The sequence below is a fragment of the Enterobacter sp. 22499 genome, assembly GCF_052044815.1.
GTDB lineage: Bacteria > Pseudomonadota > Gammaproteobacteria > Enterobacterales > Enterobacteriaceae > Enterobacter > Enterobacter bugandensis.
Genome location: NZ_JBQENR010000001.1, coordinates 1,571,468 through 1,597,238 on the forward strand (window position 1 = coordinate 1,571,468; position 25,771 = coordinate 1,597,238).

Below are 25,771 nucleotides of genomic sequence, written 5' to 3' on the forward strand. Positions count from 1 at the left end.
CGCTCACTATCATCGTTATTTTCTTTTTATGAACGATAAGTTATTGATATGGCGTGCTACTTATCGTGCTAATGATTAAGCAATAAACGAACCAATTTTTTAATGGTTCAAAAGAGATTTAAAAAAGCGGTAGTAAATGAAGGGGTTACAGCAACGTATTGTTACAGATGCAAGCGGCATCCTGAGACGATAAAGGCCAGAAAAGAACATGAAACGCACAAAAACAGTGCAAATATTGCACTACAATAGTGCTATTGTTAATTTTTTGCACTGTAAATGATAACAATAAGTTAACAAAAAGTAATAAATAAGGCGTGCTTACGCCTGAAAATGGCCCCCTTGCGAGGGCCGCGAAAGATTAAGGAACAGGCTGCCAAAGCGTCGCAGCCGCAGTCGGCGCCCAGTCGGACTGAGACGTATGCCCCTGCACGCAGCGATACTGTGTGCCGTTATACGTGACAATTTCTCCAGTCTTATAGCGCGTACCGACTTTCCACTCGCCTTCGGGCTCAGGCGTTACAGACCCCTCTTTTGTCGTGGCTTTAAGTGGTGTACTGGCGAGGGACTGATGACCTTTGGCATTTTCGGCGATCACCTGGTAGCTGTAGGTTGTTCCCGCACGCAGGCCGCTGTCGAAGATCTGCGTTCCGCTTACGGTGAGTAACTCCGCCCCATCGCGTAGTACGTGGTATTTCACCGCGTTGTCTACCGCATTCCATTTCACCGTCAGGCTGTTTTCCGTCGAAGAAACCAGGGCCAGGCCGCCTGGCGCGTCAGGACGTCCCTCTTCGACCTGTACGGTTTCTACCTTAACCACGTTGCTGCTTTCAGAGATATTGTTCGCTGCATCACGTGCTTTCACGCTGTAGTGGTACACCACACCGCCGGTCTCAACCGCATTATCGGTCCACTGGGTGTCCGTTGAAGACCCGACTTTGATGTCATTACGGTAGATGTCATATCCCACTACGCCACGGTCATCGGTGGAGGGCTGCCAGGCAAGGGTGATAGTCAAGCCATTGTTCAGCACCTTCAGTCCTGCTGGCGCAGTTGGCGCGACGGTATCCTGCGGGCTTTCAGGCGACATCAGGTCCGCGCGCTCTTTCATTTCATTGAAATAGTCAACCTGCTGCGGGATGGACAGCTGCTGATCGTTTGAACCCAACGTCCAGATAAAGAACCCACCATAGCCGTTTTCCGCCTGCCAGCCCGCACGGTTTACGTTGTTCTGTCGGTTTTCAACAAAGCGACCTTCTGGCCCCCACTGGGAGTTGATGGTCTGACCGAGAACGATTTTGCTCTTATCACCCACCGCCCGGGCGTAGTTAGCCATCGCCACGTCATACTTAAAGCGTGGGCCGGCATCATAGGCCATGACGTTGAAGAAATCGAAAACGTTTTTCCCCTGCGTCAGCAGCGGCAGAACTTCGCCATGGTGTGAAGAGCGAGCCGTCTCAACGAAGGAACAATTCTCGGTTACCGCGCTGTTGGTGCAGTTCTCCGGGTCAGCACCAACGTGATAGGTGGTCAGGCTCAGCAGCTTTTTGCTGCCGGACGCATTGAGTTTGCTACGAACCCGTTCAGCCAGATCCAGCAGGTTTGCGTTTTCCTCTGGCGTGACGCGGTCGGGCTTTTCAAAGTCAAAATCGATGCCGTCAAGCTGAACGGTACCCGCCTTCTGGTAGTTCGCCATATTACATTTGCCTTGCCAGTCGGCGCTCAGGCATTCGCCAACCATCTCTTCCGGCTTCAGGTTCTTTTTATATACCGGGAAGTTGGTATTCAGCAGATTCACCAGATTCTGCGCCAGCGTTTCTCGCGTTTGCGCGTTATTCAGATAAGACCACATCGCGGAATACGTCTCGCCGCCGAGCGCCAGCATCATTTTTTTCTCCGGGTGCGCCAGCTTCAGCTGACTCCACACGACATAGGCTGGCGCATTAATGTACCAGGGATCATATTGTGGTACTGCAACAATATTATCGGAACTGGACAGCTTACCGCTTGCATCCCAGCCACCAAATGAAAGCAGGAACGTATCCGCTTTCACCTCTTTCATATCCTCAACGGACTCGACCGGAACGCCCCAGGAGGTCAGATAGGTGACCGCTCGCGGTGCCTGCGCCGCGAAAGCCGACTGCGCCATTAATGCGCTACCAATTAACAGAGATAATGTAAGTTTTTTCATCAAAGTTCCTTATTGCTTTGTGATGATAGTCCTGTGGATTACCTCGCAAATTGTCTTTTTTTTTAGCGCCGAGATCGTTGGGGATAATAGAGTGGTGAATCAGGAAACCCTCCGCGTTAAATAAGAAATATCTCTCGCATTTATAATAAATACTTCAACGACAGCACGGGAGAATTCTCGCATCCTGTAAGACGCTTCTTTATTTAATTTTCCCCTCTTCACCAATTAAAAAAGATGGCATACCTGTGTGTCCGCTCTTTTATCAGGGAAAATTCAGGAATTAATCACAACTATTATCCAACTAGGGACGCTCTCAATGAAATATGCAACAAACGTGATGCGAAAACAGGGTGGTTTCACCCTGCTTGAACTGCTGGTCGTGCTGATGATTATTGCGCTGCTGGCAGGATTTGTCGGGCCAAAAGTCTTCTCAAATGTCGACTCGGCTAAGGAGAAAACCGCCATGCGCCAGATGCGCTCGCTTGCTGAGGCACTCGGGCAATATCGCCTCGACACCGGCAGTTATCCAACTGAAACACAAGGTCTGAAAGCGCTGACTGAAAAGCCTTCCAACGCGCAAAACTGGAATGGCCCTTATCTTAGCCAGCATGTGCCGTTAGACCCCTGGGGCAATCCGTACCAGTGGCATAACCCCGCCCGGACAAAAGACGCCATTAATGAAGTCGAAATAACCTCCGGCGGTAAAGACGGTAAGCCTGTCACTTACGGGTTCTGACTATGCTGCGCCTGTCCATATATTCGCTGTTTATCTTCAGCGTATTTTCCTGCCGGGCCGATTGCTGGCAGTTGGCGGGAGAACGTTACGGCATTGAGCCAGAGCTATTACAGGCGATAGCGATAGTGGAATCCAACGGTAATACCCAGGCCATCAACAAAAATCGTGATGGCTCAATGGATGTCGGTCTGATGCAGATCAATAGCATTCACTTCGATGCGCTGCGTAAATTTCGTATTAGTCAAAAAGATCTGCTAACCGACCCTTGCCAAAGTGTCATGACCGGCGCCTGGATCCTGGCAGGTCAAATCCAGCGCTTTGGTTATACCTGGGACGCGGTGGGGGCGTATAACGCCGGAACGGCAAATACCCCCCAGCGCCGCGCGCTTCGTCAACAATACATAAAAAAAGTGGCTCCGCATTATGCCCGCCTTAAAAGGCAGAGCCATACACTGTCGCCAAAATGAAACCATATACCGTCACCATCCTCCAGGGGGGGAAACGCGTCAATCAGACCGTACTTGCCGCGTCGCCTGATGATGCCAGCGCCCGCATTATTGCCGGCGGCGGCATCGTTTTGCAGGTACAGGAACGCCCCGCCCGCAAGGAGAAACGCTTTCCACTGAATCTGTTCTTGCAGGAGCTTATCGCTCTGCTGGAAGCCGGGCTGGTCGTGGTCGAGGCCGTCGAAGCGCTGCGCGAAAGCAGCCGCGACGGTGGCACCTCGCTGGTTCTGGATACGCTGGTTAAAAAGCTCTACGAAGGAGCGCAACTCTCCCAGGCGATGATGGCGTTACCAGCACTGTTTCCGCCTCTGCTGATTAACACCGTTGCCTCTTCTGAGCAAACCGGACACTTACCCGAGGCGCTAAAGCGTTTTCAGTTTTACGAATCAAGAATGGAAATTCTGCGCAAGCGGATTAAATCAACCCTGCTCTATCCGACGATTGTCATTGCCGCCGGCGGGATAATTCTGTTCTTTCTGCTCGGCTTTATTATTCCGCGTTTTTCCGTGGTGTTTGACGGGATGAAGAACCCGTCCGCCAGCGCACAGCTTATCCTCTGGTGGGGACGCCTGACGCAAACCCATGGCTCGCTGCTGCTGGCCGGTTGCGCGGCAGCGGTTGCAGGCATCGTGATGGCTGTGCGCAGCCCGCGCCTGCGCCAGCGCGCGCTCGGTTTGTTGCTGCGCATTCCCGCCTTACGCCAGCAGCATCAGCTTTCTGTGCTGGTGCGTTTCTACCGCACGCTGGGCCTGCTGTTACAGGGCGGCCTTCCCGCGCCAGATGCGTTAATGCTGAGCCGGGAGATCCTGCCCGCCACGCATCGTCAGCAGGTTGAACAGGTTATCCGCGACGTCGCCGCCGGCGAGTCGCTCTCCCGCATGCTGGAAGCGCAACAGATGACGACTCCTGTCGCCAGCCGCCTGCTGCAGGTCGGCGAGCGCAGCGGCGAACTGCCTGCCATGTGCGAGCGGATCGCCGCTTTTTATGACGAATCGCTGGAACGCTCGATTGAAACCTTTAGCAAAATTTTTGAACCGATTCTGATGATGGTCGTTGGCGGCATCGTTGGGCTCGTCGTGTTTTTACTGTACATGCCCATTTTTGAACTGGCAGGAGGATTGCAATAATGTCTCACTCACCGTCTGTAGAACCCCTTTTCGACCTGCCAGACGAGCAGCGCTGTCAGGCGCTGGCGGAACTGCTGGACAGTTTCCCCGGCGCGTTAGAAGAAGCCGCCGGTTCCCTGGGGCTCACGCCGCTCTCACCCACACAGCTCGCCGACAGCGAAGAGGATTTCGAAGCCGTGCCGCTGACCGAATCGCTCAGCCAGCGAGCATTGCCGCTGCGCGTTAACGGTCAGCTCCACGTTGCGCTGGGCGATCCGTTTTCACTGGCGCTGCGCCAGTGGGCCTATAACGTGAATGCGCTCCCCGCGCTCGCCCCGCTCTCTCAGCTTAATGCCCGCCTTGATGAACTGGCAAAACAGCAGCGCACGCTCGATCAGCTGGAGCAGCAGCAGAGTGAAGAGAATAAAGAGGCCCGGTGGCTGGAGATCACCCCAGCAGCCATCGCCAGTGAACCCCACGCCGTCATTAAGCTGGTTAACGCCACGCTGTTTGATGCCCTGCAGAGCCGCGCCAGCGATATTCATCTTTGCGCCGTCGCGGATGGGTTGATGGTGAAGTACCGCATCGATGGCGTTCTGCACAGCATTCGCCACTGCGCCGGACTTCAGCAGGCGGAGCAGGTGATCTCCCGTCTCAAGGTATTAAGCTGCATGGACATTTCCGAACGACGCACGCCACAGGACGGGCGCTTTAAGGCGTTGATTCTCCAGCGTCCTGTTGATTTTCGCGTGTCCATCATGCCGGGCGTCTATGGCGAGGATGCCGTACTGCGCGTGCTGGATAAATCTCACGATCAAAACCTGCGCCTGGAGACGCTCGGCTTTGATGAGCACACGCTGGGCGCGATTCGCCAGTTAACCCATCTGCCCCACGGTATGGTGCTTGTCACCGGGCCAACGGGGAGCGGGAAATCCACCACTCTCTATTCAGCACTCAGCGAACTCAACAGTGGTGAATGCAAAATTATCACCATTGAAGATCCCGTGGAGTACCAGCTCAACAGCGTGCTGCAAATTCCGGTCAACGATAAAAAAGGGCTCACCTTCGCCCGCGGCCTGCGCGCCATTTTGCGTCACGACCCGGACATCATCCTGGTGGGTGAGATCCGCGACGGTGAAACCGCCGGCATTGCCGTGCAGGCGGCGCTCACCGGCCACGTGGTGCTCTCCTCGGTTCACGCCAATGACGTCTTTAGCGTACTGGAACGTTTTTTATATATGCAGGTGGAGCCCGCCAGCCTGATCACCGCCCTTAACGGCGTCGTGGCGCAACGGCTGGTGCGCCAGATTTGCCCGGACTGTATTGATGACACCACGCCCACAGATGACCTTCTCGCGGCGTGGCAATCCGGACCGCTGCAGCAGCTCACGCCCCGCTGGCGTCGAGGGCGAGGCTGCGATACCTGCCGCGACAGCGGTTTTCGCGGCAGGCTGGCGCTGGCGGAAGTGCTGCATTTCAGCGATGCGATGAAAGAGGCAATGCTGGCGCGATCGCCCCGGCGCAAGCTAAAGGAAGTGGCGCTGAATGACGGTTTTGTTCCGCTCTCGACCATCGCGCTGCGCGCCGTGGTCGAAGGCAAAACCACCTGGGAGGAGGTGAACCGTGTTATCACTCACTAACACCTGGCAGTGCGACATCTGGCCTCATGCCGTGCGGTTGCGCCGCAACAACGTGGTTCTCGCCACCCATGAACGCCGGCCAGATGAACCTCTTGAAGCCGCGCTCGAAACGCTGCTGCGCCTGCGCCCTTCCGTCTTACCGTGGCGTGACGCGGTGGAGTTTCACCTCGATACAGACGATCTGACGTTTTTAATTCAGCCCTGGCATGACGGCGTGACCACACCGCAGGAACTGCTCCAGCTCGCCCGACAGCAGGCGGCTCTTCGCGCGAGTCCGCCCGTCGACTGGCAGGTGCGCTTCGAGACCCTTAACTGGCAGCAGTCAGCGCTGGCCGCGTGCCTGAAGCAACCTTGCTGGCACCTGCTTGTCGCGCTGGCGCGTCGGGAGCGGCTGCGTTTTCGCGGTGTTGTCACGCCGTTTCAAAAGCTGTTTAGCCACTTCGCCGCCGCACTGCCGGAAAACGGCCTGTTTGTGGCGATGAGCCCCCACCATAGCCGGATTGCCAGCCGTCAGCACCACAGCTGGCGCGACGTCTGGACACTCACCCTGCCACAGCAGGAGATGGACGCCCAGCTGCGGGTTATCGCCCGGCTAAGCGGAATGCAGGACTGTCCTGGCTACGTCATTCATACCGACGGTGAGCATCACCAGGAAGTCGCGCTACAGGAGAGTCCTCATGACGCCGCTGTTTACGCGTAGTTCCCCGTGGGCCGTACGCACGCTGCTGTTAACCGGACTCCTCTGTTTACCGCTCACCGGTGCCGTGATGTATGGCCTGTTTGAGCACCAGCGCCTTGAGCTGGAGACGTCGCAGGTACAGCAGCAGCTCGCCCAACGGCAGCAGGTGCTGCGCAAGCTGCGTGAAGCGGAACAGCGCCGGTTGCGCCAGGCTCAGCAACTGCAGGCCGTCCCGCCGGCCATCAAGCTGCTGGACAACATCGGCAGCATACTGACGCCTGATATTGCGCTCCTGAGCATTGACGTCATTGCCAGTAAAGGCGATGCGCGGCTTACGGTGAATGCAGGCAATCTTGACGCCCTGCTCGCCTTTAGCGAGCGGCTACAGCAGTTGCCGGCGCATGTGGTGCTTGAGAACCATCGCCAGTCGGCGCAGGGCGATCCTGCCTGGCCGATTAACGCGGTACTCGACGTCAAGGTGACGACGGAGGCGCACCATGCGGCTTCAGAATAAACCCGCCGTGCTGCGCTGGCAGGCGGCGTTATTTGCCGGGCGCATCGGAACGGTTCCGCTCGTGCTCGCCGGGCTGCCCGCAGGACTGCTGCTGTTATGGCTTGGCGGCGTGCGGCCGCACACCATCCATTTGCAGGAGAACCTTGCCCGGATCCAGGCGCAGCTACAAACCGCGCTGCCGCTGGATAAACAGCAGCCGGAACTGCAAAGCCGCATCAGCCTCGGAGAATATCAGCAGGTCAGGCTCATTTTTGAGCAGTTCAGGAGCCGAGGAATGAAGGTCGACGCCAGCCGCTATCAGCTGGAAAACGACGACGGCAAAACCGCGCTACGGCTGGATATTCCGCTGCGCGGTGAATATCTGCCGCTGATGGACGCCCTGGAAACGCTAAGCCGCACTTTGCCGTTACGCATTGAGCAGCTAAGCCTGCGGCGCGCCGGGCCATCGGAAAGCCAGCTCAGCGCCACCGTGCAGCTTCGCCTGTTGAAGGAGTCGCCATGAAACTGCCGCGCTATTTACAGCTGGCGCTGGTGCTGACCGCCGGTGCTGTTTTCTGGAGCCAGTTTGCCGATGACGAGATATCGCAAGCGCCGCTTGAGGCGCAGCCGGTCTCACGCCCGCGCCCCGCGCCAGCAAAGCCGGAGACGGCTCACGCAACGCGCATCGATCTCTTTTCAACGCCACATAGCAGGGCGCAAGACGCAGCAGAAAAGCCGCCGGAAAACGATCGGCCTGAAGAGGCGACACCAACCGCACCGCCGCTACCGCTTCAGCTCCTCGGTGCCTGGTGGGAAAACCGTCAGAGAATCGTTGTGCTGACGGATGGCAAAGAGACCTGGCCGGTCTGCGAGCGCTGCAGGGCGGACGGCAGGATCTGGATCGGCAGTTCGCCGGTCAACAACTGGATTTTAAAAGCGGTGGCGAACGACCACCTCCTGTTTGAATGGCAGCCCACCCATAGCCAGCAGCGGCTGGAACTGGATGAGCTGCAATCGGAACCGACACATTAATCATGAAAAAAACAATTGCTCTCACTTTTTTGTTGTCATGCGCGCTACTGAGCGGCTGTGCACAACGTGCGGCGCCTCCGGTCCGGGAATCAGTGACCGCCTCGCCGCAGGTGCTGGTTAAGCGGCTTAAGGAAATAGATCAACAGCGCATCGCCAGCCCACAGGATATTGCGCTTCGCGCCGAGCAGGCTGACATCAGCAAAAAGCTGGTCAATGACTATCTGAAAAACGCCGATCTCGCGGTGCGTCAGAACAATTACACCCTGGCGACGCAAATGTGGCGCGATGCGCTTACCTATGAGCCCGGCAACCTGCGCGCCCTGCAGGGCTTACGCAAACTCGATGCCCGTAGAGCGCTGGACGCATTGTATAAGGAGGCGGTGGCTAACAGCACCCGCGACCCGGCACGCGCGCTGCACAAAATCCAGCAGGTGCTGGAAGAAGATCCCAACTGGCCCCAGGCGCGCGCGCTGCGCGATCACCTGATGCGTGAGGTGTCGCGGATCAACCAGCCGGAGCAGCGTCTGAACCGGGAACTGCAAAAAACGATAGCGCTTAATTTTCGCGAGCACAGCCTGATGGCCATCTTTAACACCATCAGCCAGATGACCGGGGTCAATATCATTTTTGACAAAGATATTTCCTCCAGCACTACCGGCAGCCTGATAGCCAAACGCACCACTGCGGAAGATGCTATCAACGTGCTGCTGTTGTCGAATAACCTGCGGAAGAAGGTGCTGAACAGCAATACGTTGCTGATCTACCCCGCCACCGCGCAAAAAGAGAAGATCTACCGCGACGTGGTCGTCAAAACCATCTTCCTGGGTTATGCGAAAGCAAAAGAGGTCAACGTCGCCCTGCGCAATATGGTCAAGCTGAAGGATGTGCACGTTGATGAGCGAACCAACTCCGTCACCCTGCGCGGGCCAAAAGAGAACGTGGAAAAAGCGGAGCGCCTGTTAGTGACGCTCGACCGGCCTGAAGCGGAGGTCACGCTGGCCGTTGAGGTGCTGGAAGTAAATACCAACGATCTCGAAGCGCTTGGCGTGAAGCTGCCGCAAACCATCAGTGCGGGTTTTGCGAAAAGTAAAGAAGGTGATTTAAAGGGAAGCGGGATCCCGCTGGGCGACCTGAGCGCCAAAAATATCATGGTCGATATCGACAATATGACCATTGACATGAAAAAGGTGTTGAGCAACGCCAGAGTGCTGGCCAACCCGCGGATCCGGGTGAAAAACAATAAAAAAGCGCTGGTTGATATTGGTCAAACGATCCCGGTACTGACCACAACCGTCAATGACGGGATTTCGCAACAGAAAGTGGATTATCAGGACGTTGGCCTGAAGCTGGAAGTCACCCCGGAAGTCAGTATGGATGACAATATCTCAATGGAGGTGAAGTTCACGCTCAGTGCCCTGGGCGCCGAAGAACCCGGTGAGAACGGAGCAAAGTATTACCGCACCACGAAACGCGAAGCCAATACCACGCTCAGCAGTATGAACGGCGAAACCCAGATGCTGGCAGGGCTGATCAAGCAGGATGAAACCACGACCCAAAAAGGAACGCCGTTATTAAGTGACATTCCGGGGCTGGGCCGCCTGTTTAGCAGCAATTCCGACAACAAAGAGCGCACGGAGGTGGTGCTGTTAATTACGCCGACCATTGAGCGCAACCTCGATTTACCGGGAAGCCACGTCAGTACCATTGAGATGGGCAGCGACGATTTAACGGGCGACAGCATTCAACTGCGCGACCTGCAGCACGACGAGCCGGGGAGCGGGTTTACCGCACCGGCGCTAGCGCCGCCGGCCCATTTCCCTGACCGGGCGGCCACGCTGCTACCACCGATCCTCGATGAGTCAGAGACGGAAAACGGAGCATCGTAATGCAGCGCCAGCGCGGTTTTACCTTGATTGAGATGATCGTCACGCTGGCGCTACTCGCCACGCTTGCCGCTGCCGCTGCGCCGCTGATGCGTAACTACCATCAGCGGCAGCAGGAGACGCAGCTACGTGAGTCGCTGCGCACGCTACGCGATGCCATTGACCGTTATCACCAGGCAAGCGTGGACGGCATCATTGAGAAAAAAACCAGCGAATCGGGATATCCGCCGACACTAAAAAGCCTGGTGGAAGGCGTCCGGGATAAGACATCGCCCACTGGCGCGATGATCTACTTCCTGCGCCATATACCGCGCGATCCGATGTGCGATTGCGAGGGAAAAAATGATGAAGAGACCTGGCGGTTACGCGCATCCACGCAGCCACCCGGCGATTTCAGCGGCGGCGGGAAAGACGTGTTTGATGTCAGTAGTACCAGTACGGCCAGCGGTCTGAATGGAGTGCCCTATGCGCAATGGTGAAAAAGGTTTTACGCTCATCGAGCTGCTGGTGGTGATGGCGATCATCGCGACATTGATGACCCTGGTCGCTCCACGTTTTTTCCAGCACGCGGACAGAGCCAAAGAGGTGGTGCGCGAGCATAACCTGCATGCGCTGCGCAGCGCGATCGATCACTACCGCCGCGATCGCCTGGCGGGGCCATACAGCCTGGAGGATCTGATCGAGGCCGGTTATCTGCGCCAGATGCCGCTGGATCCCATCACCAACCGCCGCGATATCTGGGAGGCGAAGACCGATGACGAAGGGCAAATTATTGACGTCGAGACGCCACCTAAACCCGGTCAGGATCATCGCGATGCGTTCGATTAAACAACAGGGAGGTTTTACCTATCTGCTGCTGCTGATTGCGCTCTCTACGCTGGCGTTGTCGCTGCTGAAAAGCCGCGACGAGGTGCTGATGCGTTATCAGGCGCAACAGGAGGCTGAGCTTTTATTTCGCGGCGAACAAATCCGCGCGGCGATACAGGCCTACCGCGGCAACGGTGATGGCTGTTTTCCCGTGCGTTTCGAACAGCTGCTTATTGATAAACGCGGGCGAAAACCGCTTTATCACCTGCGCCAGCACTACGCCGACCCGCTAACCGGGAGTAAAAACTGGGGGATGATCCTCGATCCTCAGGGACGCTGGATTGGCGTGCGCAGTCTCGGAAAAGGTACGCCACGGAAAAAAGTCGGCTTTCGTCACGATCCAAAACAGTTTGCCAAAGCAAAAACGTATTACGACTGGAAATTTCAGGTAGAGAGCGATCCGCAGGCCCCGCTGCCTGCGGCTTGTGGTCGCTAATGCAATGATGTGGCGAGACCTGATGTCCCTGTCACGTAGTCTGATCTGCCCGGCGTAACGGCACGAATAGGGCAGGCAACAGGCTCTGTGAGATGCTGCCTGCCCGCTTCGCTAATAGACGGCCTTTTTACTGCGCGACGGGAACAGTCACTTTGCTAACCACTAAGGTAATGGTCGCCTTTGCGTCCCCTGCTTTCAGCGGGATTTTATATTCATCCGGCTGGGTAAAGAGCGCCATGTATTTGTCATCTGGCATATCTATGATGACGTCATCGTCTGCGGCGGTGGCTTCGATCCGTTGCAGCAGCTCTGCTTTGGTCAGAGGTTTGTTCCATCCGGCAACAATACGATCGTTTTTAATGTGAATCTCATTACTCTCAAGGACGCAGAGCGCATTTTGCTCACCGCCCTGAAGGCGATAAAGTCGGTTTTCCGTTAAGGTGTCAAGAGACGGGCAGACGACCTCTTTTTGCGAACCCGACTCTGCCAGCGTGTAGCTAAATTTCACTTTCAGGTTATCCCCGTGGCGAACGCCCTGTTTTTTCCAGTCGCCACTGTCCCCGGTGAACATGCGGATCCCGTTGGGGATGATCGTGCTGGCGGCAGCAAAAAAGTCATTCCCGTTAACGGAAAAATAGGGCCGAAGCGTTAAAGATGAATCATTAATAATGGTGATCACCGGAGAGTTAATGGAACGGTAACTCTTTTTCTTATAACGACAGTTTTTCCCGTTTGCCTGTAAGTTGACGCCGTTGTCTTTACTGACAATCATGGCATAGTTGCAGTTAAGGCCGTTTTCAATAGATTCGTTCAGCACCGCACCATTATCGACAATGATATTCATCACGCCGTTATCTTCGTTACCAAACCAGACATGAGGAATAAAATCGCTATCGTAACCCTCTTCATAAATAGCATTCTGAACCCTGATTTTCAGATGGTCAGGGTTTTCAATATTGATCATACGCGCGTAATCACTGGCACATACTGATGCTGTGAAAAAAACGCTAAGCATGGCTAATGCAACGGCTGTCTTTGTCATGAAAAAATCCTCTTTGAGAAAAATAAAAACAACAAGTTTACGCAACAGTGACCATATCTTAATGCTTCAGACCGTAAAACATACCACCAGATAAAATCATCGTTTATTTATTTTTAACTCATAGACACAGAGAAGATTCTTATTAATCAGAAGACCAGCACCGTCTTATTTTATTCTGAGGAATGAATATACTGCCTTGCCACTATTCAGGCAGGAATAGTAGGCTTATTAGCCATCTCATATATTTTACCATGATGAGCGAGACATAAGATGGAACCATCAATTAAACAGACTCATGAAAAAATTCGGGTTTGCGTGCGAACAAACTCTTTTTTATTCGAAAAAGGGCTTGAAGAAATAGCGCGATTTTATTTTATCGCCAGAGATAAAATACTGTGCATTATCGATGCTGACACGTTTGGCACGAAGACGCATCTGGTGAAGTATCTGGAGTTCATCAGAAGAATTAAACCCGACATGCTTGTTTTGATCACGGGTCATCACACCCGAAGCGAGCAGCACGCATGGTATGTAAGAGCAAATGAATCCCTGTCGGGCTGGTGCGAAACCATTGATGCCATGAACTTTATGCGACCCAATCTCGACAGCGTTATCGATTTTTACAGAAGGCAACATGACTGAAAATCTTTTGCAAACGGAGGACTAGACGTGAAGTTAAGTTTTTGTATCAGGACGAATGTTTTGGCGAAAATGGCCGATGTCACCGAGGCTGAATTAGTGTATGCGCTCATGACGACGGGTGAGCTGTTCGGGGTGAAAATACCGGCACCGTTACCGGGCAGGCATAATGCCAAAACGCGTAGCTTTGATTACAAAGAAGCACTGGATTTTGCTGAAGAAGTGAAAATTGCCCGAGACAGTAAAAGGCAGATCTGAAAACGTAATAAGTCCATCCCTTAATCAAGTGATACCTCAATCCATTCCTTATATTTACAGCAGCACTGCCCGGATGACTTAACGTTTTCCTTCAACATTGATAGCGCAATACAAATGACTTCAGCGTACAAGCAATCATTAATACTCCGGGCATACTCAAGTTTTTTATCCAGATAATAACTAAGCGAAACATGATCAATATTAATCCCCTGCAAGGATAATTGCGTGGCGGCATCGCCAATGAGTATTGATGCTTGCTTTTCAGGATAGAGATTATTCATGAATTTTAGCCCTGCACTTTGTAAAATATTCGACAGGTAGAGTTCAGGGGGCTTATGCCCCCTTGTTTACAAAAACACCTCAGAATGAATTAACGTGTTTACCAATCACAGCTACTTAAGCCCGTATTTTTAAACGTTTTTGATTCCGTCTTTCCTCTGATACCGTCCTTATTAACGGGCGTCACATAAAGCGTGACTTCCCCCCAATAGCCTAAAGTAACGCTTTTTATGTTGGAAACGACGGTGCTTCCCCACTTCCACTGAAATATCGTGTTGCCTTCAGATGCACCGCCATTAGCGTTGTAGGTGTAGGTTGCCGTTATTCTGTTACAGGCTCCGGTACTGCCGCTGTAACCCAGGTTTGTAACGAAAGGCGCAGGCTTAGATCTTATGGTAACAGCACCACTAAAGGCCTGAGTGCCAGATAACGGCTGCCCTGAACCTTTAGGCGTCACGGCCACCCGCACGTCATAACCCGCATAGCTGTCCGGCAGCGTGAACGTTTTTGCCGTGCCGCCTGCGACATTCCTCCACGTCTGGCCATCCTTCCACTGCCACTGGAAGCTGGAGACGTCCGTACCGGCCCCGTTTGCAGTGAAGGTATATTCCGCCCTCAGGGTCTGCCCCACCTCCGGCGTGCCGGAGATCCTTAGCCCCGTCACAGACGGCATACCATACACCGCTACCGCCGGGCTGTTCTGTACCGCACCGGTCAGCGACGGCTGGCTGCTGCCCTTCGGCGTTACCATTACCCGCACGTTGTAACCCGCATAGCTGTCCGGCAGCGTAAACGTGCTTGCCGTGCCGCCTGCGGCATTCTTCCATGCAGCACCATCCTGCCACTGCCACTGGAAGCTGGAGATGTCCGTACCGGCCCCGTTTGCCGTGAAGGTGTATTCCGCCCTCAGGGTCTGCCCCACCTTCGGCGTGCCGGAGATCCTCAGGCCCGTTACCGACGGCGCGTCATAGGCTGCCATCGTCGGACTATCCTGTACCGCCCCGGTCAGCGACGGCTGGCTGCTGCCTTTCGGCGTTACCACCACCCGCACGCTGTAGCCCGCATAGCTGTCTGGAAGCGTAAACGTTCTTGCCGTGCCGCCTGCAGCATTCTTCCATGTTGCACCATCCTGCCATTGCCACTGGAAGCTGGAGGCGTCCGTCCCGGAACCGTTTGCCGTGAAGGTGTATTCCGCACTCAGGGTCTGCCCCACCTTCGGCGTGCCGGAGATATGCAGATTGGTTATTGACGGCGCACCATAGGCATCCACCACCGGGCTGTGCTGTGTATCGCCCTGCAGCTGAGGCTGGCTGCTGCCCTCCGGAATTACCGTCACTTTAATGCTGTAACCCGCGTCTCCCGCCTGGAGGGTGTATTCCCGACCCGTGGCCCCCTCGATCGGCATCCAGCTGGTTTTCTCATACCTCCCCCAGATAAAGGTGGATTTATCCGTACCGCTTCCATTTGACGTGAAGGTGTATTCTGCCCTCAGCGTCTGCCCTACCTTCGGCGTGCCGGAGATGTGCAGATTGGTTACCGACGGCGCCCCATAAGCGTCTACCGACGGGCTGCTCTGCACCGCTCCGGCCAGTGCTGGCTGGCTGCTGCCCGTCGGCGTCACCACCGCCTTAATGCTGTAACCCGCGTCTCCCGCCTGAAGAGTGTATTCCCGGCCGTTGGCCCCCTCGATCGGCATCCAGCTGGTTTTCTCATATCTCGCCCAGATATAGGTTGAAGCATCCGCACCGGTTCCGTTCGCCTTGAAGGTATATTCCGCCCTCAGGGTCTGCCCTACCTTCGGCGTGCCGGAAATCTTCAGGCCCGACACCGACGGCGCGCCATATACTTCGACCGCTGAACTTTCCTGCGCCACTCCGGCCAGAGCCGGGTGACTGCTGCCCTTCGGCGTCACCACCACCCGCACGCTGTAGCCCGCATAGCTGTCCGGCAACGTGAACGTGCGTGCCGTATTGCCAGCGGCGGCCGCATTCTTCCAGGTCTCACCGTCCTTCCACTGCCACTGGTAGGTGGACGCATCCGCACCGCTCCCGTTTGCCGTTAAGGTGTATTCCGCATTCAGGGTCTGCCCCACCCTCGGCGTGCCGGAGATGTGAAGATTGGTTACCGACGGCGCCCCATAAGCGTCTACCGACGGGCTGCTCTGTACCGCTCCGGCCAGTGCTGGCTGGCTGCTGCCCGTCGGCGTCACCACCGCCTTAATGCTGTAACCCGCATCTCCGGCCTGGAGGGTATATTCCCGGCCGGTGGCTCCTTCGATCGGCATCCAGCTGGTTCTCTCATACCTCGCCCAGATATAGGTTGAGGCATCGGCACCGCTTCCGTTCGCCGTGAAGGTATATTCCGCCCTCAATGTCTGCCCCACCTCCGGCGTGCCGGAAATGTGCAGATCTGCCACCGATGGCGCACCGTAAACATCTAATGCCGGGCTGTGCTGCACCGCACCGACCAGCGACGGCTGACTGCTGCCCTCCGGTATTATCGTTACTTTAATGCTGTAACCCGCGTCTCCCGCCTGGAGGGTGTATTCCCGGTCGTTGGCCCCCTCGATCGGCATCCAGCTGGTTTTCTCATACCTCGCCCAGATATAGGTTGAAGCATCCGCACCGGTTCCGTTCGCCTTGAAGGTGTATTCCGCCCTCAGGGTCTGTCCTACCTCCGGCGTGCCGGATGTACGCACGTCCTCCACCGCTGGCGTGCCGTAAGCCGTAACCGCCTGGCTCTCCTGGAGCGTTCCGGTCAGCGACGGGTGACTGCTGCCCTTCGGCGTCACCACCACCCGCACGCTGTAGCCCGCATAGCTGTCCGGCAGCGTGAACGTTCGTGCCGTATTGCCAGCGGCTGCCGCATTCTTCCATGTCTCTCCGTCCTTCCACTGCCACTGGTAGGTGGACGCATCCGCACCGCTCCCGTTTGCCGAGAAGGTGTATTCCGCACTCAGGGTCTGCCCCACCTTCGGCGTGCCGGAGATATGCAGGTCTGTCACCAACGGCGCGCCGTAAATCTCCACGCCGGATTCGCCTTTTTTGCCGTTGACCGTGGCGCTCACCGTGATGGTTCCACCGGTATTTTTCGTGGTGACGGTCATTGTCCCCACGCCTCCGGTTCCGGTGATGGTGCTGGTCTCCCCCCGAGCCACCAGCTCCGGTTTGTCGATATCCCAGACAATCGCCTCGCCCACTACCGCACGGCCAAAGCGGTCCTTCACCGTGGCGGTGTAGGTAATGGTGTTCAGCCCGTTAGCTTCCACGCTGGCCGCACTGGCAGTGACCGTCACGGCTGACGCTTTCCCGGTGACCGGCTCCGTTTTTGATGACGCCTTATAGCCCTCATTTTTGGCCGCGTTGGTGGCGGTTACCGCGACAAACAGCGTTGCCCCTGTGTCCTGCTCTGTCAGGTGATAACTGTCCGACGTGGCGCCGTCGATCGCGCCACCGTCACGGTGCCACTGGTAGCTCAGCTTCACCTCACCGCCGCCGTTCTGTTCCACGTCCACCTTCTCAACGCTTACCGTGTCACCCACCTTCAGCCCGGCGGTTTGGTTCAGCGTGATGCTTTTGATCGTCGGAATCCCCTGCAGCGCCACGCCGGACTCGCCCTTTTTGCCGTTGACCGTGGCGCTCACCGTGATGTTTCCGCCGGTATTTTTCGCGGTGACGATCATCGTTCCCGTGCCTTCTGTACCGGTGACGGCGCTTGCCTCTCCCCGGCTCACCAGCTCCGGCTTGTCGATGTCCCAGACAATCGCCTCGCCCACCACCGCACGGCCGAAGCGATCCTTCGCCGTGGCGGTATAGGTAATGGTGTTGAGCCCGTTCGCATCCACGCTGTCCGCGCTGGCGGTTACCGTAACATCTGACGCCTTCCCGACCACCGGCTCCGTTTTCAACGACGCCTTATCGCCTTCATTTTTGGCATCGTTGGTCGCGGTCACCACCACAAAGAGAGTCGCACCCGTATCCTGCTCCGTCAGGTGATAACTGTCTGACGTGGCGGCATCGATCGCGCCACCGTCACGGTGCCACTGGTAGCTCAGCGTCACCTCGCCGCCGCCGTTCTGCTCCACGTCCACCTTTTCCACGCTTACCGTATCGCCCACCTTCAGCCCGGCGGTTTGGTTCAGCGTGATGCTGCGGATAATCGGGTAACCGTTGAGCGTCAGCTGCGTCGCTTGTTTTTTGCCGCCAATGTCGACCTCTATTTGCGCATTGCCCCCCGCGGATGCGGTCGTAAACGTGGCCGTCGCTTTGCCTTCTGCATCGGTTTTTTCGATCGCGTTGCTCAGCGCGCCAAACTGCTGCGTGATTAACGACCACGTTACGGGTGCGTCCGGTACGCTATTGTTGTGCTCATCCAGCGCGATGGCGGTCAGCGTCGAAGTGCTGCTCCCATTGGCATTCAGCGTATCTGGGGTACCTTTAAGCTCAACATGATTCACCTTCCCGACAGTCACATTGACGATCTTCTGCTCATCACCGGCGGAGACTTTCACCTGCGATGGCGCTTTTTCAGGTACTACGATGGTTGCACTGGCAATACCGTGCTCATCGCTGTCTCCGGTAGGCGCTTCCCGGAACTGACTCCCTTCTATCCGCCAGGTGATGGCCTGCTTACGGCTGATAACCGCGTTATCAAACCGGTCATACAGCTGCGCGCTAACGGCTTTATCCTCACTGCCTGCGACCACGTTTTCCGGGACGTCCAGCACCACTTTTGCCACCGGCCCTGGCTCAAGGCTTACGGGCGCTGACGGGCTACTCACGGTATCTACCGTGGCGTTCACCACCCACTTCTCTGCTGCTTTTTGCGGCGCGATAAGTGCGATGGATGCTCTTCCCTCGCTATCCGTTTTGCCGCTCAGGGTTTCACCGTTACTGCTCCACGTGACGTTCTTCTCAACCGTCAAAGGCTTACCATCCTGATCGGTAACTTCAATAGTGAACGTCTTTTCCGTGGCAACTTCTGCGCGCTCGGGAGAGGCCACGAAGCGGATGGCAAGCGGGTGGGCAAAATCGACCACCAGCGCCATCTTCTCCTGCTGAACATTGTTATCACTGGCGGTGCTCTGGGTCTGGATCCCGCCTGGCGGGATCAGTGAGGCCGTAATTTCATCTTCACCATCCGCCATGATGTTTTCAATTTTTACCAGCGCCTGACCGTGCTCATCGGTACGTACGCTGTTTTGCGATAACGAGCCAAGCGAGTTCCTGCTCTGCCAGTACACCATCTGATCGGTCAGAGGGGAGCCCTGACCGTCTTTCACCTCGGCTAACACCAGCAACGCACCGTGACTCTCTTCGAAGAACTTCACGCTGCCGTCACGGCGGATCTCACCGGGTGAAAGCAGATGATCGATACGCAGGGTGGTTATCGTTGCGCTCCCGGTAATTTTCGCCGTTCCGCTCTCCCCTGGTATCCCTTTTTTGTTGAACGGTGTGACTTCAAAGACCACGCTTCGGGCCATATCGCGCGTTTGTACTTCATACGTGGCACTCCCTTCCTTGAGCAGTTCGCCTGAATCTGCGTCATACCAACGCAGCCGGGTTTTCTCGGGGTCTTCATCCTCCCCTTCATTGCTTTTATAGAGATAACTCCCCTCCAGGATCTGGCCCGGCGACATGTCCCCCTTAATGGCAACGCCCTCGACGGAAGGGGCAAAATCGCCCGGCGTCACGGTCAGGTGATAGCTGGCGGAACTTAATACGTGCTCCGGATCGACAGGTGACGTTTCCGTCGCGGTGATGGTGACATCGCCCCGATGCGTTGGGTTCACCAGACCGCTGCCCGGCTCCACGGTCGCGATCGCCGTGCTGGAGGAGGTGTAGCGAATGACGCCCCCCTGCCCACCTTTCACCGCATGCAGCAAAGGCACGCCAGCCTGCGTGGTTTTTTCCGTCGGGCTGAAATAGAGACGTCTGTCTTTTTCTTCCTGCTTATAGGCGAGAACGATGTTGTTATTACGGGTAACGAACTCGGTGCGGGACTGCATGAGCGATGGCAAAGCCGCCGCATTTTCACTTGCCAGCATCTCGGAAAGTTTTCGGCCAAACTCCCAGTGGAAATTCAGACCCACAGAGAAGTTATCCCGCTGCCCGCTAATCATGCTCTGCTCCGCGCTGACCCCTACCAGCGGCACAGGTTGCCACTTAAGCCCGAGGTTAAGCCCGTGAGGATTGTGGCTGGCTTCGCTGCGGCTGCCGTTAACGTCCACTTTGTCGCCATACCACTGGAACCAGCCCAATTTAAGCGCGACGTGCTGTGAAAGGGCCGTCTCCAGATTGAGATCCCAGCCGCGGGCGGCACGTTCATACAGTTCATAGCGGTCGGGATCATCATTAAACATGCTGTCGTCAGAATGACGCCAGCCGCTCAGGGGCAGGTAGTAGTTCGCGGACGCACGAATCCCATCGCTCCACAGCTCGGCGCCGGCCCCCATTCGGTTATGGTGCCGCGTGACATCCTGATCGAAAAAGAGGTTTCCACCCGCCATCAGATGCGGGTTAAAGGTATGTCGCCAGCCCAGGCCAACGTTAAGGATATCGCGCTCGTTCCAGCGGTGTGCGCTCATCTGAGTGAACAGAATGTCGTGTTGCCAGATTTTAACCGGCCACAGATAGTCCAGCCCGAAATCGCGGCTATCGCTCCCGCCTATACCGACGTCTGCCGTAACGCGGGCTTTCCCGCCGATATTGTTTAACCACGCTTCCACTTCCTGGGTTAACGCGGCATTCACCTCGCTATTTGCCGCACCGCGCAGGGCATCACCCGCGCCGTTTTGTTGGGCGCTTCCCCACATGCCAGCCATTTTATCCCGCAGGGGCTGATTGCTTTCGCTTTCAATGGTTGCGTGAGTTTCAGTTTGCGCCCGCGCGACGGGGGGAACCGTGAGCAAAAAGATGGAAAATAAATAATGTAAAAGGATTATCCACACGGATAATTTTTGACGTAAAGAACAGTACGAAACACTGGGCATTGTGACGCATCCCTAATTAATTAAACTCCCTGGTTAGCGATATTAAGATCCAGATAATTCCTAAACTCCATACAGTAATCAGGAGATGATCATGAGATTTTCCGTCCCTCATTAAATTAAATGCTTAGGTGTTGATGTTTAACAACTCTTTCAGCCTGCTTCATAAATTTCTCAGCCCAATTTCAGCCGTATATTTTCCGGAGCAGGTAATTCTTAACATGGAACAGACACCTCGCAATTTTATTGCTGACCGTCTTCTTATGCAGGTTTTCCCCTAATGGCAGGATGATCCCAGCAATACTCTGGATGTCATTTAATAAGGAAGATCGTTGACATGAATAAAACTGGACTGGCCCTGCTTATTTGTGCACTATTGAGTGCCCCCGCTTTTGCGCAAAATTCCGTCACGCACGAGCAAGCCTGGGAAGGCACTTCGTATCTCTCCGTTATCGTGAAATTAAAACCCGGTACAACGCTTAATAAGTCTTCACCCTTTTCATTACGCGACAGTACCCTCGCCGTGAGTCCGTTATTTACGGCAAATCATTTGCGCAGCAGTGAATTAAGCGAGATGGATGCGCTTAATGAACGCTACGGCTTTAACCGTTATTTACGTATAGCCCTGCCAGCCGATAAGCAACACGACGCGGCATATATCAATGACGTAATTAATGAACTGGCGGCGCGACAAGATATTGAGCTGGCTTACCCGGAATCCATGCCGGTGTCGCTGGAAAAGGGGGTCACGGCTCCCGACCTGCCGCCCTATTCCGGGCTGAGCTATGCCCTGAACAGTACCAGCCAGGCCACCGTCCCGGATTTTCGTGGATTGCAGGATTACACCAAATCGCCAGATGAAAAACGGCCCGGCTACTATATGGGTGGCGTTAATCGCGACAGCGTAAGTCAGTATTCAGGGCACGATGGTAGCGGCATTTCGCTGGTCTCAATGGAAAACAACGCATGGAATACCAGCCATGTGAATTTGCCGCCGATCGATTTCCATGAAGGTGATATGCGCTATACGCCAGGCGAAGATCACGACACCAGCTCCGTCGGGATTATGGCGGCGAAAGATATCAATGCGGGCATCAAAGGCCTGACGTGGAACGTCCGTATGGGATACGTCAAATGGCAGGCCAATAATCTCTACAATATGATCCCCAGACTCCAGGCAGGAGATGTGGTGCAAATAGGTATGCAGACCGGCGGAGGAGATGTGACAGGTTGTACCTCCTCTTGCTATGTCCCCCAGGAAAACGCTCCAGCCTATTATGACGTGATAAAAGCGCTGACGGATAAGGGCGTGCACGTGATTCAGGCGGCAGGCAATGGCAATATCAACCTCGATCACGCCGGATTTAATGGAAAATTTGACGTTAAAAAGCGGGATTCCGGCGCGATCATTGCGGGCGCGTTTTGTGCAAACAATGGCAAAAAAGCCTCTTTCAGCACCTATGGCTCACGTGTGACCAGCGCCAGCTGGGGCTGCTGGGATGTGGTTACTACGGGTTACGGCGGTTTGCATAGCATAAAAAATGCGGAATACACCTCAAGTTTCTCCGGCACGTCCTCCGCGAACCCGATTATCGCAGGCGTGGTCGCCAGCCTGTCGGCCATTGCAAAAGCGCACAATATCACCGTCACGCCTCAACAGATGCGCTCCATTCTCCAGGAAACCGGTACACCTTTAGCTGCGGGGGATTCAGCGAAAGTAGGTACTCACCCCAATATGGCAAAAGCGGTAGCCAGGATTCTGGAACTCAAAGAGGAAGAACAGGAGGAAGTAAAGGCAGTGCCGGGAGAAAGCTTTACCGTTACCGGCACGACCGATTCTTCCCGTGCGTATCAGTTAGACGGGAGCGCCAGCAAGAATGCCGTCTCCTGGAAATGGACTATCGACAAAAACAGTACTGGCACATTCTGGCTACAGGAGAAACATGCCGGAGGCTGGGTACGTGAAGTTTCAAGGCCTACCGCCCGGGCACTCATTCCTGCCAATACAGACGGAGAAGCAACCTACTGGTTAACCGTCACCGGCAAAGACGGAAGCGTGAGCGCTGAGAAGATCACCGTAACGGTGAAAAAACCACAGTTACCTGATATTCCTGATGACAGCGCAGAAGCGTATAACCCGCGGATCGCCTACCCGGTGAAATGTACCCGCGTATCGCATAACGGCAAAATCTGGCTGAATCAGTGGTATGTCAACGCAGGACAAGAAGAGCCAGGAAGCGGCGGTGAGTGGGGGGCATGGCGAACGTCGGATGCAGCTAATAATAGCTGCCCTTAAAAACCCTTTTGGTTAACATAATAGTAAAGCCTGGATATAAGCCAGGCTTTATTTTATTAATTCAACACTCAGGACAACCGTAAAAACGTCATTTCTTAAACTCCGTACTCGCTCAGATTTTATTAATATGCGTCAAGGACTGAAATTGGCAGTACTATTTCATACTCTGTCGCGCTCCGCCCTCTTTACAGCACGAACGGTCGCTCTTCTCTGCCGAAACTCCCCGACTCTTAATTGCTCAGAGAAGTCTCTTATTCAAGCCGGTTATCTCCTCCCGTTACTATTTGTCCCTGTTATCACACGGTAATAACGCCTTTTTACCTGCGCCGCAGGTGAGATTAACTTTTCGTTATTGTTCAGTAATAAATAAGGGAACTTATGAAATTAACAGGATCTGCTTTTGTCCTTGCCGCTTTACTGGCAGGGGCGGGCGTCAGCGTTTCAGCTAACGCCGCTACGACCTCGCCATCGGCAAACTGCGAACAGGGTCACCAGAACTGCATGAAAGAACTAGGCACGCTGGAACGCGCCGTCAACGGTGCAAAAGTGAAGGTGGTTGAGGGGCAAACGATTCGTGCGCGCTTCTTTAACGACGGAACCGAACTGCCAAATCTGGAAACGCGCGTCACCATTCTTGCTGGCGAAGAGGCTCACTGGTCCTACGCCCTCGCCCAGGCTATCAACCAGCAGCACCCCGAACTGCGTGCCGGTTTCAGGCACAGCAACGGCGAGATTACACCTGATGAGTCAGAGCCAAATAAGGTGTATGCCAAACAGAACAACCCTCTCAGTCACGTAGAAGTGTCCTTCAATTAATTCAGGGAAGATTATTTTGAAACTACTCAAGATGAATAATATTACGTCGGCGTTAGCCGTGGCATTGATTGGTATGTATTCCACGGGCGCACTGGCGCATGGCTATGTTTTTGAACCAAAATCACGTTCGGTGATTCACTTCCCGCCGATGAACGATAAAGGTGAGCATAGTAACGTCTGGCCTGCTGACGCCGTGGAAGCGCCGAAGCTCCCGGCTGGCAACGATATGAGCCCAACCCCGATCGCCAACGAACAGCTATTCCAGTTCCCGCCGGATGGAAAACTGGCAAGCGGTGGTTCAACGGCAACTCCCGCCTTCAGCAAGCTTGATGACGAAAAGCAGAATACCTACAACAACCCGATGTCTGCGGGTCCGCACCAGTTTAAATGGCATTTACCGGCTAAGCACCGCACCACCTATTTTACCTACTACATCACTAAGCCGGACTGGCAGTCTGTTCCGGGTGCGGATTCGCGCCTTACCAGGGCGATGTTTGAAGATAAGCCATTCTGCCATAAGGTTTATACCTATGCGCCAGGCAACCCGTCGGCCGATATTTCGCTCCCGACAGGCTTCGAAACCCACACCTGCGACGTACCGGAGCGTGAAGGTAAGCAGAAAATTTATGCCGTCTGGCGCGTGCGCGATACCGATAACGCATTTTATCAGATGATTGACGTCGATTTTGGCGGTGAAGTCATTACCAAACCGGTGGCCAGCGTCACGCCATCCAGTCATAACCTGTCAACCAGCACGCTGTCGCTGGACGGTAGCGCCTCAACGGGGAAAGAGCTGAAGTACAGCTGGGCTGTCACCAGCAATGCCGATAAGGTCATTCTGGAAAACAGCACCAGTGCTAAAGCCAGCATTCGCCTGAAGGCTAAACCTGAGAGCGATTTTACCGTCAACGTGAAGCTGACCGTCACCAATGATAAAAACGTGAGTGATTCAAAAACCGTCACCCTGAATGCCAAAGCTGAGGCGGATAGCACGGCACCGGAGGCGAAGGCAGGCAGTGACTTCACCGTTCACAGCAACAGTGAATCACGTGGTTATGACCTTAACGGTTCCGCAAGCGTCAATGCTGAAAAATACCAATGGACTATCGTTTCAGGACAGGACATTGGTGCGTTGCAGGTCGCTAACGGTGGCGAATGGGTTTCAACCGTCCACGCGGCAAAAGCCCGCGCGCTGATTAAGCCCGGCAAAATCGGTAAAGTGACCTATCGCCTGACGGTGACGGCCAAAAATGGCAAAACCAGCACCGACGATATCACCGTGACCGTGAAGGAAGCGCAGCAGGCTTCTGATGTGCAGATCAATACGGGCAACAACCAGGACACCATCGTTGGCAGTGACGTTATTGCTGCCGCCGTCGTGTCCAAAAACAATGACTCGTTAAAAGGGGCAAAAATTGAATGGTCCGCACTGAATCACGCCGATAAGATTCAGATCTCGTCACCAAATAACTTCAGCACCAACCTCATGGGTAAACATCCGTATACCGACAATGTGGACGTGACGCTGCAGGTGAAAGTGACGGCACCTGATACCGGTAAAGTCTCCACGGCAACGAAGGTGATCAAGCTGCGCCCGGCGCAAACCGATGTAAAAGCCTGGGATCACAGCAAGACTTACAAGACACCTTGTGAAAAAGTGAGCTATGAGGGCAACATCTGGCTGAACAGCTGGGAAACCCGAGGCGTTAAGCCTGGTTCCGATGGCGAGTGGGGCGTCTGGAAAAAAGAAGGTGCTTCCAACATGCCTAAAGAGTGCAAATAATACGGTGAGTTAACTCTGGCCGGGTCTTCACTGACCCGCGCCTCACATTATCATTCCCTGCCTACACTTTCGTTATCATTTTTGCGCCGGAAATCGCCCCTTCG

21 protein-coding genes are annotated in these 25,771 nt (G+C 55.0%); 17 read left to right on the forward strand and 4 right to left on the reverse strand.

The window, feature by feature from the left end:
- Window positions 1-358 precede the first annotated feature (358 nt).
- Window positions 359-2,188, reverse strand: coding sequence for a glycosyl hydrolase family 18 protein (locus tag ACTJI7_RS07690; protein WP_440669988.1), 1,830 nt, complete (start codon window positions 2,186-2,188; stop codon window positions 359-361).
- Between the two features lie 316 nt (window positions 2,189-2,504).
- On the opposite strand from ACTJI7_RS07690, the gene gspG reads away from it, so the two are divergent.
- The 12 genes from gspG to ACTJI7_RS07750 all read left to right on the forward strand — a co-directional run bounded on the left by gspG (window position 2,505) and on the right by ACTJI7_RS07750 (window position 11,566).
- A complete protein-coding gene (gene gspG, locus ACTJI7_RS07695) occupies window positions 2,505-2,924 on the forward strand; it encodes a type II secretion system major pseudopilin GspG (protein WP_045630682.1) in 420 nt (139 codons plus the stop codon).
- A gap of 2 nt (window positions 2,925-2,926) precedes the next feature.
- On the forward strand, window positions 2,927-3,391 hold the full coding sequence (locus tag ACTJI7_RS07700; RefSeq protein WP_440669990.1) for a lytic transglycosylase domain-containing protein: 465 nt from the start codon (window positions 2,927-2,929) through the stop codon (window positions 3,389-3,391).
- Window positions 3,388-4,557, forward strand: a complete 1,170-nt coding sequence (locus tag ACTJI7_RS07705) for a type II secretion system F family protein (RefSeq protein WP_126300295.1) — start codon at window positions 3,388-3,390, stop codon at window positions 4,555-4,557. Before ACTJI7_RS07700 ends, ACTJI7_RS07705 begins: the two co-directional genes overlap by 4 nt.
- Complete coding sequence (locus tag ACTJI7_RS07710) at window positions 4,557-6,176, forward strand: GspE/PulE family protein (protein ID WP_028012059.1); 1,620 nt, start codon at window positions 4,557-4,559, stop codon at window positions 6,174-6,176. Before ACTJI7_RS07705 ends, ACTJI7_RS07710 begins: the two co-directional genes overlap by 1 nt.
- The gene (locus tag ACTJI7_RS07715; RefSeq protein WP_199887026.1) at window positions 6,160-6,876 is read left to right on the forward strand and encodes a hypothetical protein; all 717 of its coding nucleotides are present in this window, start codon (window positions 6,160-6,162) and stop codon (window positions 6,874-6,876) included. Before ACTJI7_RS07710 ends, ACTJI7_RS07715 begins: the two co-directional genes overlap by 17 nt.
- Window positions 6,854-7,369: a hypothetical protein gene (locus ACTJI7_RS07720; protein ID WP_440669993.1), complete on the forward strand. Its 516-nt coding sequence runs from the start codon at window positions 6,854-6,856 to the stop codon at window positions 7,367-7,369. Before ACTJI7_RS07715 ends, ACTJI7_RS07720 begins: the two co-directional genes overlap by 23 nt.
- Entirely contained in the window at window positions 7,353-7,871 is a 519-nt protein-coding gene (locus tag ACTJI7_RS07725; RefSeq protein ID WP_028012056.1) for a hypothetical protein, read from the forward strand. Before ACTJI7_RS07720 ends, ACTJI7_RS07725 begins: the two co-directional genes overlap by 17 nt.
- The gene (locus tag ACTJI7_RS07730) at window positions 7,868-8,380 is read left to right on the forward strand and encodes a hypothetical protein (protein WP_028012055.1); all 513 of its coding nucleotides are present in this window, start codon (window positions 7,868-7,870) and stop codon (window positions 8,378-8,380) included. Before ACTJI7_RS07725 ends, ACTJI7_RS07730 begins: the two co-directional genes overlap by 4 nt.
- Before the next feature lie 92 nt (window positions 8,381-8,472).
- Complete coding sequence (locus ACTJI7_RS07735) at window positions 8,473-10,266, forward strand: secretin N-terminal domain-containing protein (RefSeq protein WP_236108825.1); 1,794 nt, start codon at window positions 8,473-8,475, stop codon at window positions 10,264-10,266.
- On the forward strand, window positions 10,266-10,742 hold the full coding sequence (locus ACTJI7_RS07740; RefSeq protein WP_028012053.1) for a type II secretion system protein: 477 nt from the start codon (window positions 10,266-10,268) through the stop codon (window positions 10,740-10,742). Before ACTJI7_RS07735 ends, ACTJI7_RS07740 begins: the two co-directional genes overlap by 1 nt.
- Window positions 10,729-11,091 (forward strand): type II secretion system protein, encoded by a 363-nt coding sequence (locus ACTJI7_RS07745; protein ID WP_080339181.1) that lies wholly within the window; start codon window positions 10,729-10,731, stop codon window positions 11,089-11,091. Before ACTJI7_RS07740 ends, ACTJI7_RS07745 begins: the two co-directional genes overlap by 14 nt.
- Window positions 11,078-11,566 (forward strand): type II secretion system protein, encoded by a 489-nt coding sequence (locus ACTJI7_RS07750; RefSeq protein ID WP_063155403.1) that lies wholly within the window; start codon window positions 11,078-11,080, stop codon window positions 11,564-11,566. The genes ACTJI7_RS07745 and ACTJI7_RS07750 overlap by 14 nt, the downstream gene beginning before the upstream one ends.
- Window positions 11,567-11,693: 127 nt before the next feature.
- On the opposite strand, the gene ACTJI7_RS07755 is transcribed toward ACTJI7_RS07750, so the two are convergent.
- Window positions 11,694-12,653: a hypothetical protein gene (locus tag ACTJI7_RS07755; RefSeq protein WP_192979049.1), complete on the reverse strand. Its 960-nt coding sequence runs from the start codon at window positions 12,651-12,653 to the stop codon at window positions 11,694-11,696.
- A gap of 225 nt (window positions 12,654-12,878) precedes the next feature.
- On the opposite strand from ACTJI7_RS07755, the gene ACTJI7_RS07760 reads away from it, so the two are divergent.
- Together ACTJI7_RS07760 and ACTJI7_RS07765 are read left to right on the forward strand one after the other, a co-directional pair.
- A complete protein-coding gene (locus tag ACTJI7_RS07760; protein WP_048960602.1) occupies window positions 12,879-13,250 on the forward strand; it encodes a hypothetical protein in 372 nt (123 codons plus the stop codon).
- A gap of 69 nt (window positions 13,251-13,319) precedes the next feature.
- Window positions 13,320-13,505: a hypothetical protein gene (locus ACTJI7_RS07765; protein ID WP_045630703.1), complete on the forward strand. Its 186-nt coding sequence runs from the start codon at window positions 13,320-13,322 to the stop codon at window positions 13,503-13,505.
- A gap of 20 nt (window positions 13,506-13,525) precedes the next feature.
- Here ACTJI7_RS07765 and ACTJI7_RS07770 read toward each other — a convergent pair whose 3' ends face one another.
- Entirely contained in the window at window positions 13,526-13,786 is a 261-nt protein-coding gene (locus tag ACTJI7_RS07770; protein WP_219258379.1) for a hypothetical protein, read from the reverse strand.
- Between the two features lie 98 nt (window positions 13,787-13,884).
- The gene (locus ACTJI7_RS07775; RefSeq protein ID WP_440669997.1) at window positions 13,885-20,607 is read right to left on the reverse strand and encodes an inverse autotransporter beta domain-containing protein; all 6,723 of its coding nucleotides are present in this window, start codon (window positions 20,605-20,607) and stop codon (window positions 13,885-13,887) included.
- A gap of 715 nt (window positions 20,608-21,322) precedes the next feature.
- Between ACTJI7_RS07775 and ACTJI7_RS07780 the strand changes: the two genes are divergently transcribed.
- The 3 genes from ACTJI7_RS07780 to ACTJI7_RS07790 all read left to right on the forward strand — a co-directional run bounded on the left by ACTJI7_RS07780 (window position 21,323) and on the right by ACTJI7_RS07790 (window position 25,667).
- The gene (locus tag ACTJI7_RS07780; protein WP_440669999.1) at window positions 21,323-23,068 is read left to right on the forward strand and encodes a S8 family serine peptidase; all 1,746 of its coding nucleotides are present in this window, start codon (window positions 21,323-21,325) and stop codon (window positions 23,066-23,068) included.
- Window positions 23,069-23,446: 378 nt separating this feature from the next.
- A complete protein-coding gene (locus tag ACTJI7_RS07785; RefSeq protein WP_100170728.1) occupies window positions 23,447-23,884 on the forward strand; it encodes a hypothetical protein in 438 nt (145 codons plus the stop codon).
- Window positions 23,885-23,900: 16 nt separating this feature from the next.
- Entirely contained in the window at window positions 23,901-25,667 is a 1,767-nt protein-coding gene (locus ACTJI7_RS07790) for a lytic polysaccharide monooxygenase (RefSeq protein ID WP_440670001.1), read from the forward strand.
- Window positions 25,668-25,771: the final 104 nt, after the last annotated feature.

Excerpts from the sequence above, each read along its gene's own strand:
- ACTJI7_RS07705 (WP_126300295.1), top strand. The coding sequence starts at position 3,388 with ATGAAACCATATACCGTCACCATCCTCCAGGGGGGGAAACGCGTCAAT.
- ACTJI7_RS07700 (WP_440669990.1), top strand. The coding sequence starts at position 2,927 with ATGCTGCGCCTGTCCATATATTCGCTGTTTATCTTCAGCGTATTTTCC.
- ACTJI7_RS07730 (WP_028012055.1), top strand. The coding sequence starts at position 7,868 with ATGAAACTGCCGCGCTATTTACAGCTGGCGCTGGTGCTGACCGCCGGT.
- ACTJI7_RS07760 (WP_048960602.1), top strand. The coding sequence starts at position 12,879 with ATGGAACCATCAATTAAACAGACTCATGAAAAAATTCGGGTTTGCGTG.
- ACTJI7_RS07745 (WP_080339181.1), top strand. The coding sequence starts at position 10,729 with ATGCGCAATGGTGAAAAAGGTTTTACGCTCATCGAGCTGCTGGTGGTG.
- ACTJI7_RS07770 (WP_219258379.1), bottom strand. The coding sequence starts at position 13,786 with ATGAATAATCTCTATCCTGAAAAGCAAGCATCAATACTCATTGGCGAT.
- ACTJI7_RS07775 (WP_440669997.1), bottom strand. The coding sequence starts at position 20,607 with ATGGCTGGCATGTGGGGAAGCGCCCAACAAAACGGCGCGGGTGATGCC.
- ACTJI7_RS07765 (WP_045630703.1), top strand. The coding sequence starts at position 13,320 with ATGGCCGATGTCACCGAGGCTGAATTAGTGTATGCGCTCATGACGACG.
- ACTJI7_RS07710 (WP_028012059.1), top strand. The coding sequence starts at position 4,557 with ATGTCTCACTCACCGTCTGTAGAACCCCTTTTCGACCTGCCAGACGAG.
- ACTJI7_RS07725 (WP_028012056.1), top strand. The coding sequence starts at position 7,353 with ATGCGGCTTCAGAATAAACCCGCCGTGCTGCGCTGGCAGGCGGCGTTA.
- ACTJI7_RS07720 (WP_440669993.1), top strand. The coding sequence starts at position 6,854 with ATGACGCCGCTGTTTACGCGTAGTTCCCCGTGGGCCGTACGCACGCTG.
- ACTJI7_RS07690 (WP_440669988.1), bottom strand. The coding sequence starts at position 2,188 with ATGAAAAAACTTACATTATCTCTGTTAATTGGTAGCGCATTAATGGCG.
- ACTJI7_RS07750 (WP_063155403.1), top strand. The coding sequence starts at position 11,078 with ATGCGTTCGATTAAACAACAGGGAGGTTTTACCTATCTGCTGCTGCTG.
- gspG (WP_045630682.1), top strand. The coding sequence starts at position 2,505 with ATGAAATATGCAACAAACGTGATGCGAAAACAGGGTGGTTTCACCCTG.
- ACTJI7_RS07740 (WP_028012053.1), top strand. The coding sequence starts at position 10,266 with ATGCAGCGCCAGCGCGGTTTTACCTTGATTGAGATGATCGTCACGCTG.
- ACTJI7_RS07785 (WP_100170728.1), top strand. The coding sequence starts at position 23,447 with ATGAAATTAACAGGATCTGCTTTTGTCCTTGCCGCTTTACTGGCAGGG.